Raw genomic sequence first — 10,948 nt, 5'->3', positions numbered from 1 at the left:
AAAAGGTCAAAACATGGGTCACTTCTCAGCGGAAACTTGGCACTCCCCGGGTCAGCTCTCAGCGGGAATCAACAGCGCCTCCGTCAAGGCAGCGCGAACATCGCTGTCGAACCGGCCGTACGGCTTGCCGAGCTGCCAGTCGGCGGTGTGGATCAGGCGTAGCATCGGATCTCTCTGCTGGCTGCAGTTCGGGGCGTCGAGCGCAACTTTACGCCAGTGCCGCTCGGGCAGCGGCGCGTTCGCCGTGCTCGAAAGCATCGGCATAGCTGCCGAGGTCGGCGGCGGTCATGCCGAGCGCACGTCCCTCGTCCTGCCAACTTGCGACAGCCTGCTCGATCTGCGCCAGCATCTCCTTCGCCCGTGGCGGGGTGATGCGGAAGTACGGCAAGACTGACATCAGGGCCTCGATGGTCGCCTCCGGCCCGGCCTCTTCCGAGACCCAGGTCTTGAGCTCGCGCAGCCGCTCCGGGAACGGATTGATGTCGAAGGCTGGCGCTAGCCGCCACAGGCCGCGGTCCACGTGGAGGAACCCGTGGTTCATCAGGTGATCGTCGACGTTGGTGATCAGGATCGAAAAGGCGATCCTGCGCCATAGCTCCTCGATGTCGGCGGTCGGAGCGCTTCCGTTCACACGAAGCGCATCAACGATCTCGGTATAGGCATGCTCTTGCGCGTCGCCAGGCTCCGCACCGATCATCGTCGCGGCCGACACGTACATGAGCCGCCCGCCCCCTGCGGGTCGATCGAACCGCCGGATCAGCGCGATCGCGTCCCCGTCGCTCTCGATCAGCCGAGCATCGGCCGCGTCGATGCCGGCGCGTCGGGCGAGCCGCATCGCCAGCACCTCCCCTCGCGTGACCGAGCGTTCGTCGGCAACGCTCGGAAACTTGCCGATCGACAAACGCCCCTCGTCGTCGACGACGGTGCATTTGGGGCGCAGTCCGCCGAGCGATGTGCCGCGGCCGCGCAGATAGGCCAGGTCCGCTGCGGTCTCGGTGTTCGTCTCGATCGCGCGACTGGCGGCGAGGAGGTGGCCTAGTTCGATCAAAGGCGGCGTCGTGCGGCGGCCATCCTCGGTCGCCCGCTGGGCAAGCCCCTGCTCATCAACAAGACGCAGCGCACCAACCCGGCTGACGTCATCGACCGCCAGCAGAAAATCGAGGCCGTTCAGAGCGCGTGCGTCTATGTCGTCGCCGCGGCGGCGGGCGTCCTGCCGTCGCTTGGCATGGTCGCGCTGGATGACGCGCTTTCCCCAGCCGTCCGGCTCGGTGTCAGCGATCGCGGCATGGAAGACAGAGCCGGTACCAATCTTGCGGTGGAACTGTGGGCCGGCAACGAGCGGCAGCCCAGGCTCAAGGGCGAAGCGGTCCGGGTCGGCGAGCCAGACGGGATCGTATTCGAAGCCCGCGCTCTCGCGGCTCCCCTGCTGATTGTAGTGCAGGGATCCGACGCTACGGGCTTCGTCGCCGATCTGGATGCCGATCGTCCGCTTCACAGCGAGACCGGCGGTTTGGGTCTGCGGACCCGCTGCGGCATGCGCTCGACGTCGAGCAACAGACCCTGCTCGTCCTTCTTGGCGTCGAGGATCTCTCCGAGGCTCTCGCCGAATCCCAGAACGAAGAAGGCCATGGCGTATGTGCCGAGCGCGACGGTCGGATCGCCTTTCTCCAGCTTCAGATACGTGCTCTTGGCCACACCGATCCGTTCGGCCATCATGACGACCGTGAGGCTGCGCTTCTTGCGCGCCAGCGCAATATCGGCGCCGAGCTTCGCCAAGCTGCGCCTCACGCGAGGCGGAAGGGTATCAGCGACGGTCGACCGCATCTAGCATCTCATATAAACGCCCATGCGGGCCATACGGTATGCTATACACGACCTTAATTGAGCAGTCGAGATGGACCGATCTTGACGTCTAATGCCGCCAGCGCCGGTCGCACATGCCTCGCTGGGCGACAACGACAGATACGGCAATCTTTCGCAGAGCGTCATTGGCGGCGGCTTAGCCTTCAGGTCGCCGGCGCCAGAGCGCGGTACGTGCAAGTCGCGCGGTGCGAGGCTATGTCGCTGATGTGCCGATCAGACCGAGCAACCTTTACAAGGCAGAATGACAGCCCTGGATGCCCTGAAGGCTGCACCCCCTGAGGTGCGCGCAGCAGCGCTCGCCGTCCTTGACGAGGTATCGTCGCCATTGACCGAGCGACAACTCGCCGGCGCCTTTCGCGCGAACGGCATAGGGCTGCTCGAGGCCAAACGCATGGCGCGTGCCCTTCGAAAGCTCGATATTATCGCTGTCGCCCCTCGCGGTCTTTGACGCCCAAGCCCTGCGGGCTCCGGACTGGCAGAGACGCGTTCTACCAAGCTACATCCACCACCGCCGCAGTCCCGAGAACCAGACGCGAAAAGGTAAACGATCATGACGGAAGCGACCTGGGGTGAAAGCGCCAAGACCCCCGAGATCAACTGGCGGACAAGCGCGTCGCTCGAGAACGTCCCCCGCGGCGACAACGATGTCGCTGAAGTCACCAACCTCGAGCGGGCAGTTCGCGATTGGAGCAAGCTGGACCCTGAGCATCAAGCTGCGGCCATCCTGACGGTGGAGCATCCCGTGCAGATCGACGGCGCCTCCAACACGACATTCACCGGTGAAGGCATCGCAGCTCTGGCCGACCACCTGCCCGCTTCCAGCCCGACCGAGGAGTAAGCTGCCATGGCCGCTCCCAGCGTCCGTTTCGAAATGGGGGACTGGTACTGGGTTGCCGAACGCGGGAGCGTCGGCTTCACCGGCACCACCAACTTGGGGCTCGTCGAGTTCCTCATCACCACCGAGGCCCTGACGCAGCTTCTCGATCCCAATCGCGATACGCTCGACCGCGAAACTGCCCTAGAGGTTTTCATCGAGTTCGAGAGTGACATTCACCGCATCGCACAGCGCGAGTTCGTCAAGCGGCTCGGCGGGGAGCCGCCGATCCTGCTAACGGCGGCGGACGTGGAAGGCTGAAGCCCCTGCAGCACGGCAGCGTCAGCCGGTTGGATCCAGGGCATTCGAGGGCATCGGCGCGAGGTTCTCGGCCGACGATGCGGGCGGCTCTCATCTCACTGATCCAGCACGTCCTGATACCGGCCTGCGCGGCGTAGCTGACGAACAATGCCATTGAACGCAGCGGTCACGCCCTGCGCCCTGCCGATCTCATTCTCCTGGCGTGCCGCATCCCAGTAAAGCTCGAGCGGCCAACGCTCCGGGCAATGCGGTAACAGGCACCGAAGGGCGAGACGAACCTCCACACCGTCTACGCGCGCGTCCGAGCAACGAGCCACGCCGCTGCGAAGGATATGGACCGATAATGCGATGACCACGCGCTGATGGCGAGCAAGCTTCGCCATCGCTCAACGAAAATCGTGCGACTTGAACCGCACGACCTCCTCGGGGTCCATCCCGTCGGCGTGAGGCGGCCAGTAGCAATTCCGCGGCTCCGGGCTCCAACCCTTGTCGCCGCGGTCGGGAGAACCTGGATGCTGGCCCGCATCGCCGCGCCCCGTGCGATGGGGGAACGACATGTCCCCGACCCGGTGCAGCAGGTCGCCATGGTCGATGATCCGATCGCAGATGACATGGATGACCTCGCCTTCCTTCTGCACCCTGCCCTTCATACCGATCATCGAGGCCGACATGACGGTGCGCCTCTGCGCCTCGAAACGGTCGGGCCAGAGGATGCCGTTGGCGATCCCCGTCTCGTCCTCGATGGTGATGAACAGGACGCCCTTGGCCGAGCCGGGCTTCTGGCGGACAAGGATGATACCGGCGACCTCGATGTGGCGGCCGTCGCGGATGCCGGGGAGATCGGCGCAGCGAGTGACGCCCCGCCGGGTCAGGTCATCACGCACGAAGGTCAGCGGGTGAGCACGGAGGGAGAGCTGCAGGGAGCGGTAATCCTCGATCACCTCGCGTCCATCGGTCAGTGGTCGCAGCACGACATCGGGCTCGGTGCCTTCGGCGCTGATCGCCTCCTCCATGCGGTCAGCCGCAGCGAACAGCGGTAACGGCGCTTCGCCGAGCCCCCTCACCTTCCACAGGCCCTGCCGGCGATCCGCGCCGAAGGCGTGGAAAGCGTCGGCATCGGCGAGCTTCTCGATCGCGGCGCGTTGAACCCCTGATCGCCGCCAAACATCTTCCACGGACTCGAAGGCGCAGGTGCTGCGCGCGCCGACGATGGCAGCCCCATCGGCGTTGGACAGGCCGCGGACTTGGCGAAAACCGAGCCGCACGGCCAAGAAGCGGCCACTGGTCGGCTCCAGCGTGCAGTCCCAGCGGCTGGCGTTGATGCAGGGCGGCCGGACGTCGACGCCATGCTCACGCGCGTCGCGAACGATCTGTGCGGGCGCGTAGAAGCCCATGGGCTGAGCGTTCATCAGCGCGGCGCAGAACACGTCGGGATGATGGTGCTTCATCCAGGCAGACGCGTAGGCGATCTTCGCGAAGCTCGCGGCGTGGCTCTCAGGGAAGCCGTAGGAGCCGAAGCCTTCGAGCTGTCGGAATGTGCGCTCGGCGAACTCGCGCGGGTAGCCGCGCGCGACCATGCCTTCGACCAGTTTCTCCGAGAAGTGCGACACGCCGCCGGTAAACTTGAAGGTCGCCATCGCGCGGCGCAGCTGGTCCGCCTCGGCGGGGGTAAAGCCTGCCCCGACGATCGCCACCTTCATCGCCTGCTCCTGGAAGAGCGGCACGCCCAGTGTCTTTTCCAGCACGGCGCGCAACTCGGGACGGGGATATTCCGGTTTCTCCAGCCCTTCGCGCCGGCGCAGGTAGGGATGCACCATGTCGCCCTGGATCGGGCCCGGTCGCACGATGGCGACCTGGATGACGAGGTCGTAGAAGCGCCGCGGCTTCATGCGCGGCAGCATCGACATCTGCGCGCGGCTCTCGATCTGGAAGGTGCCGAGCGTGTCGGCCTTCTGGATCATCGCGTACACGGCCGGATCGTCATCCTGCAGGTCGGCCAGTCCCACCGACACGCCCTTGACCTCCTCGAGCAGGTTGAAGGCCCGGTTCATGCAGCCCAGCATTCCGAGCCCGAGCACATCAACCTTCATGAACTTCAGCGCATCGATGTCGTCCTTGTCCCACTCGATGATTTGGCGATCCTCCATCGCCGCGGGCTCGATCGGGACCAGGTCATCGAGGCGATCGTGGGTGAGGACGAACCCGCCGGGATGCTGCGACATATGGCGCGGCACGCCGATCAGCTTGCGGGCGAGATCGAGCGTGAGGCGCAGCCGGCGGTCGGCGATATCGAGGTTCAGCTCCTCGACCTGTTTTTCGCCCACGCCCTCGGCTGACCAGCCCCACACCAGGCCGGCGAGCGACGACGTCAGATCCTCGGGCAAGCCAAGCGCCTTGCCGACGTCGCGGACGGCGCCGCGAGCCCGGTAGCGGGTGACGACGGCGGTCAACGCCGAGCGATCACGGCCGTAGGTCTCGTAGATCCACTGGATGATCTCTTCGCGACGCTCATGTTCGAAGTCGACGTCGATATCGGGCGGTTCGCGACGCTCGCCGCTGACGAAGCGCTCGAAGAGCAGCTCGTGCTTGATCGGGTCGATGCTGGTGATGGCGAGCACGAAGCAGACGCAGCTGTTCGCGGCCGAGCCGCGACCTTGGCAGAGGATGCCGCGTCGACGCGCCTCGCGCACGATCGCGTGGACGGTCAGAAAATATGGCGCGTAACCCAACTCGCCGATCAGCCGCAGTTCGTGGGCGATCTGGTCGCGATAGGCTTGCGGGACAGCGCCCTCGAACATGGTCGCTGCCGCCTCGTTCGCCATCTGCTCGAGCGCCTGCTGGGCGCTCAGCCCCTCGATTACGCGCTCGTGCGGATACTGATAGGCAAGCTCGCCCAGGTCAAAGGTGCAGGCCTGGGCGATATCGACGCTGGCGCGCAGGGCGTCAGGATAATCGCGGAAGCGACGGACCATCTCCTCTGGCGGCTTCAGCGCCCGATCGGCGTTGACCTCGCGCCGGTAGCCCAGCTCGTCGACGGTGCACTTCTCGCGTACCGCAGTCACCACGTCCTGGAGCAGCCGGGCCTCCGGCGCGTGGTAGAGGACGTCGCCCGTCGCCACGGCGCGGATGCCCGAGCCTCCCGCCTGCTGCGCCAGCGCGTCGATGCGGACCGCATCATCCGGGCGGCGGCGCTGGAACAGCGCCATATAGGCGCGGCGGCCATAGACCCGCTTCAGGTCGGCGAGCGCCGCGAGATTTTCCTCGTCCGCCTCGTGCGGCAGGAGGATCGCGATGATGCCTTCGGACCATGGCGCGAGATCATGCCAGTGAAGAAGGCATCCGCCCTTCCCTGCCCGCCGCTTTCCGACCGTGAGGAGGCGGGTGATCCGCGACCAGGCTGGTCGATCGGTCGGATACAGGATCAGGCGACGCCCGCACGAGAGGTCGATGCGCGTGCCCGCGATCGAACGGACGCCTGTCGCCTTCTGCGCCTCCCAGGCGCACACCACGCCGGCGACTGTGCCGATATCGCCCACGCCGAGCGCCGTGTAGCCGAGCAGCGCCGCGGCGGAGAAAAGCTCCTCCGGGCTGGACGCTCCACGCAGCAGCGAAAAATGGGTGAGCAGTTGCAGCTCGACATAAACGGCATCCGTCATGCGAACACGCCGTGCATCCACCAGGTGAGATCACCGGTGTCGCTCTCCACGCCGTCGCCCCGGCGGAACACCCAGTAGCGTCCCCCCTCCGCGTCCTCGACACGGTAATAATCCCTGACCGCCCATATTTCCGCGTCGCGTCGCCACCATTCGCCGTGGATCCGCTCAGGGCCGTCGCCGGCGACGACCTGATATATGCGCCCACGCCACTCGAACCGCCGCGGCGGCTGATCGGGAAGCAGCGCGATCACCCGCGATAGCGGTTCCGGCCGCGAGAACAGCCGCACCGGTCGCTGCCACCGGGGCCAGGCCCCGGGCACGTCGACTGGATCGGAGCGGATGACAGCTCGCTCGGGCACATGGCTCTCGACAGGTGCCACCCGAAACACTGCTGCCGGCCCGATCCGGCCCGCAACGACATCGACGAGACGCGCAGGGTCACGCCCGATCGTCTCCCCCGCCAGCGCCGCGCCGAGATCGACGGCGTCGAGCGGCTCGGTGTGCGGTGCGAACAGCCGGAACTGCTCCAGCCCCATGCCGGGGTCGATCCGCTCGATCCGAAGCTTCATCAGCCGCAACAGGTGCGGCACCTCGCGGGTCGGCTGCGACGTGCCGACCGCCACCACCTGTTCGGTGCCGTCCACCCGCAGTCCGCATAGGCGCAATGACCGAACCCCGATCCCCCGTTCGCGCAGAATGCGTGCGAGTTCGCCCAGCAAATCCTCCATCACCTGTGCGATCGCCTCCGCGGTGCCGATCGGCTCCAGCATCCGGCACTCGACCAACGGCATCGCCGCATCGTCGCGGGGTGTGATAGGCTCGGCGACACTACCGAGCGCCTGATCGAGGCGGACGATCGCCGGCAGCCCCAACCTGCGTGCCAGCGGTCCGCGCGCGACCGGCAGCAGATCAGCGACCGTTTCGAACCCGAAGCGGCGCGCGGCGCCGAGCGCGGTACTGCTCAACCGGAGCGCTGCGATCGGCAGTGGAGAAACCGCCCGGATCGTACCGCCGGGCGGGACGATGGTGACTTCGGTCGTGGCGAAGCGTGCCAAAGCGTGCGCCGCGCCAGCTGTATCGGCAACGGCGACGCGCGCAGTAAATCCTGCTCGCTCGCAGAAGGCGCGCAACCGCCGGCAAAAGCGCTCCTCGCCACCATGAAGGTGATCGCACCCGGCGAGATCGATCCAGAGCCCGTCGGGCGGTGTAGCCGCCGCAATCGGCGACCAGCGTCGTACGGCGAGGAGCGCCAGGCGATCGAGCAGCTGCGCGTCCCCGGCCGGTTCGTGGGGACGGAAATCCAGGTCCGAGACCAAGGCTCTCGCATGCGTCGCGGCCATACCCACCCGGATGCCGAGCGCCGCCGCCGCACTGCATGCGGCGACGATCTCCTCACGCCTGCCGACCTTCCCGATGAGTGCCAGAGGAGCCTGGGCTTGCGCGACGGCTCCGCCGGGCGCGTCACCCTTTGCGACGGCGGCCACTCGCTTGAAGGGATGGTCGGCCGACTCCGACCGCCGGCCGAGCTCGCGCATTGGCGGTTGCGCATGCCGGGGCAGAGCGGCGATCTGCTGCTCGACGGCACCACGCGTCGCCGTCTCGGCCTGTGCCCAGCGCGCACCCGGCCGCCAGCCCCGACTTCGTGGGACCGAACAGGCACCCGGGTCGTCATCGACAGGGAGCTGAAGGGCTGGCCGCTCAGGCAGCCGCGGTGCGGGCCGTTCCAGCCGCCTCAGCCGCTCGACGGCCAAGTGCGGCAGGAACAGCGAGACGACCCGTCTCATCGCTACCCTCCACGATCAGGGAGAAGGCTTCTCCGCCCCGTTGCCGCGCCACCTCCACTGCCCACCGCGCGCGTCCTACGCCTGAGACATCGAGGCGTACCGACGGCGCGCTGGCGAGCCGCCACCGCGTCCATGCAGCGGAAGGTTCGGCGAGCGGATCCTGGTCGCGGCGCCGATGGCGCCGCAGCAGCAGGACGGGCAGGTCCGCGTCGGCGGCGACCAGCTGGAGCCGCCGCGACACCACCATCGAGATCTTGCCTGCTTCGCAGACCACCGCAGACGGCGTGCCGTCGCGTACTGCATCTTCGACGACGGCCAGGAGCGCGTTATCGTCGCAAGGTCGGGCATGGATCACATCGGCCGACAAAAGCCCGGCCTGCGCCAGCCCAGGCGCGTAGAGGTCGTTGCGAGAGCTCACCCACAAAACCGGTCCGCCGGCATGGCGGGCCTCGCGTGCGGCAATTCCGGCGAGGAACAAGGTAGCGGCGGCGTCATCGGCGAGAGAGCATGTCCGTGGAGCGACCTCGTGAAGTGCTCCTGCCCGCAGGCCGCCTCCCGTCAGGCGGCTGTCGAGGGCATCCACCTCGAACGCCATTGTACGGTAATCGGGCAACGGCGTCGCGATCGCGCGAAGCCGCGCGATGGTGTCCGGTAGAGGCTGATGGGCTGCGGGCATGACAAGCTAGACTCGAATCGTTCTTCTTATGTTCCTCCACCGTCCGTCATTGGTCAAGGGATCCCGCTGCCAAACTTGGGATTAAGGAACGAAACCGACGCGTCTGCGCGGAGCGCGCGGTTACACGTGAGCGGCCAGTTCGGCGCACCCTTCTTGATGTGAGAACGATGCCGGCAAACCCAGCTCAGGCGGTCGAACGAGCAACGTTGCGTGTCAACCGGCGTGCAAAGGGGACCCCCGATCGGCGTCGAACAGGGACCCCCCACCCGGGCGGGATTGATCGATGGGAGCGCACACGTTCGCCCTGCCTGCGGCGGAGGGCGGGCGTAGCCCGACCGGAGGCACAGGCAGGGCGAAGGGTTTTTTGATCGGGGCCCGCGGGGCGGGTCAGCTGCGGTGTTTGAACCGCCAGCTGTCGTTGCCGGTCTCGACGATGTCGCAGTGATGCGTGATGCGGTCGAGCAGCGCGGTGGTCATCTTGGGATCGCCGAACACGGTTGGCCACTCGCCGAACGCGAGGTTGGTGGTGACGATCACGGAGGTCTGTTCGTAGAGCTTGCTGACCAAGTGGAACAGCAGCTGCCCGCCTGAGCGGGCGAACGGCAGATAGCCGAGCTCATCGAGCACCACGAGCTCTAGGCGGCCGAGCTGGGCGGCGAGCGCGCCGGCCTTGCCGATGCGCGTCTCCTCTTCGAGCCGGGTCACCAGGTCGACGGTGTTGAAGTAGCGGCCACGGGCACCCGCGCGAACGACGCTGGCGGTGATCGCGGTCGCAAGATGCGTCTTGCCCGTGCCCGTTCCCCCGACCAGCACGATGTTGCGCTTGCCCGGGAGGAACGACCCGGCATGGAGCGAGCGCACCAGCCCCTCGTTGATCGGAGTGCCCTCGAACACGAACGCGTCGAGGTCCTTGATCACCGGCAGCTTGGCGGCGCTCATCCGGTAGCGGATCGAGGCGGCATGCCGGTGCGCGGCTTCCGCGCGCAGCAGGTCGGTCAGGATCTCCATGGCGGTGCGCTGGCGCTGCACGCCGGTAGTGACCGCCTCGTCGAACGCGCCGGCCATGCCCTTGAGGCCAAGCCCGCGCATGGCGTCGATCATCTCATGCCGCTGCACGGATATCTCGCAGGCTGTCATAGCGGGCGCAGTTGGCGGCCGGGGGATGCGCCAGCGCCAGATCGCCCGGGGTGACGATCGCGAGCGGCGGGGGCGGCTCGCGTCGCCGCGCCAGCATGTTGAGGATTACGTCATCGCTGGCGGCGTCATCATCCAGCGCTTGGCGGGTCGCGGCCTCGACCGCTTCCAGCCCGTCGCTCAGCACGGTCGCCAGGACGCGCACGAACCGGCGGTCGCCATCATCGTCGCTGCCCAGCTTGCGGCGCAACCGGGCAAGTGCGGGCGGCAGGTCCCAGCCCTGGAACGGCGCGCCGTTCCTCAACGCGCCCGGCTTGTTCGCCAGCACCGGCAGGTAATGCCACGGGTCGTAGATCGTCCGGTCGCGCCCGAAGAAGCGGGGATGCTCGGCGACGACCTCGTCCCCCATGCGCACAACGATCCGGTCGGCATAGGCGCGGACCTGCACCGCGCGGCGGACCGCTCTCGCCGCGACCGAGTAGCGGTTGCGGTCGAAGCTGATCAGGCAGGTGCCGCTCACCGCATGCTGGCTCTCGTGGAAGCCGTCGAACGGAGCCAGCATCGGTTGAAGCGAGGGGCGCTCGGCGTCCAGCGCTTCGGCGACGGTGATATCCTTCTGCTCGGGATGCGGATGGGTCGCCGCCCAGCGCCGGCACTCGGCCTCCAGCCAGCCGTTCAGCTCCTCCAGGCTCGCGAACCG

At 67.2% G+C, this 10,948-nt stretch carries 11 protein-coding genes; 3 read left to right on the top strand and 8 right to left on the bottom strand.

The annotated features are described in order from the left end of the window. Nucleotides 1-208: 208 nt before the first annotated feature. Nucleotides 209-1,495 carry a type II toxin-antitoxin system HipA family toxin gene (locus HUV01_RS06730; RefSeq protein WP_174297532.1) on the bottom strand — a complete coding sequence of 429 codons (1,287 nt, stop codon included), beginning with the start codon at nt 1,493-1,495 and terminating at the stop codon, nt 209-211. Next, nucleotides 1,492-1,776 (bottom strand): helix-turn-helix domain-containing protein, encoded by a 285-nt coding sequence (locus tag HUV01_RS06725; RefSeq protein WP_217430937.1) that lies wholly within the window; start codon nt 1,774-1,776, stop codon nt 1,492-1,494. Before HUV01_RS06725 ends, HUV01_RS06730 begins: the two co-directional genes overlap by 4 nt. 328 nt (nt 1,777-2,104) lie before the next feature. Here HUV01_RS06725 and HUV01_RS06720 point away from each other — a divergent pair, with 328 nt between their 5' ends. From HUV01_RS06720 to HUV01_RS06710, 3 genes are all read left to right on the top strand, one after another. Continuing rightward, a complete protein-coding gene (locus HUV01_RS06720) occupies nt 2,105-2,311 on the top strand; it encodes a hypothetical protein (RefSeq protein WP_174297530.1) in 207 nt (68 codons plus the stop codon). Between the two features lie 102 nt (nt 2,312-2,413). After that, entirely contained in the window at nt 2,414-2,701 is a 288-nt protein-coding gene (locus HUV01_RS06715; protein WP_174297529.1) for a hypothetical protein, read from the top strand. 6 nt (nt 2,702-2,707) lie between these two features. After that, on the top strand, nt 2,708-2,998 hold the full coding sequence (locus HUV01_RS06710; protein ID WP_174297528.1) for a DUF1488 family protein: 291 nt from the start codon (nt 2,708-2,710) through the stop codon (nt 2,996-2,998). Between the two features lie 95 nt (nt 2,999-3,093). Here HUV01_RS06710 and HUV01_RS06705 read toward each other — a convergent pair whose 3' ends face one another. The 6 genes from HUV01_RS06705 to HUV01_RS06680 all read right to left on the bottom strand — a co-directional run. Continuing rightward, nucleotides 3,094-3,381: a hypothetical protein gene (locus HUV01_RS06705; protein ID WP_174297527.1), complete on the bottom strand. Its 288-nt coding sequence runs from the start codon at nt 3,379-3,381 to the stop codon at nt 3,094-3,096. 3 nt (nt 3,382-3,384) lie between these two features. Beyond that, nucleotides 3,385-6,654: an error-prone DNA polymerase gene (locus HUV01_RS06700; RefSeq protein ID WP_174297526.1), complete on the bottom strand. Its 3,270-nt coding sequence runs from the start codon at nt 6,652-6,654 to the stop codon at nt 3,385-3,387. Continuing rightward, the gene (locus HUV01_RS06695) at nt 6,651-8,438 is read right to left on the bottom strand and encodes a DNA polymerase Y family protein (RefSeq protein WP_368040001.1); all 1,788 of its coding nucleotides are present in this window, start codon (nt 8,436-8,438) and stop codon (nt 6,651-6,653) included. The genes HUV01_RS06700 and HUV01_RS06695 overlap by 4 nt, the downstream gene beginning before the upstream one ends. Next, entirely contained in the window at nt 8,353-9,033 is a 681-nt protein-coding gene (locus HUV01_RS06690) for an ImuA family protein (RefSeq protein WP_254606431.1), read from the bottom strand. The genes HUV01_RS06695 and HUV01_RS06690 overlap by 86 nt, the downstream gene beginning before the upstream one ends. Before the next feature lie 468 nt (nt 9,034-9,501). Next, nucleotides 9,502-10,230 (bottom strand): IS21-like element helper ATPase IstB, encoded by a 729-nt coding sequence (gene istB, locus HUV01_RS06685; protein ID WP_174297524.1) that lies wholly within the window; start codon nt 10,228-10,230, stop codon nt 9,502-9,504. Further along, the coding region (locus HUV01_RS06680; protein ID WP_438827153.1) for a Mu transposase domain-containing protein at nt 10,217-10,948 on the bottom strand (732 nt) is incomplete at its 5' end. The genes HUV01_RS06680 and istB, both read right to left, overlap by 14 nt.

This window comes from Sphingomonas bacterium (assembly GCF_903643035.1).
Lineage (GTDB): Bacteria > Pseudomonadota > Alphaproteobacteria > Sphingomonadales > Sphingomonadaceae > Sphingomonas.
The sequence above is the reverse complement of the archived record's forward strand: the minus strand, read 5'-3'. Positions and strand labels throughout refer to the sequence as shown.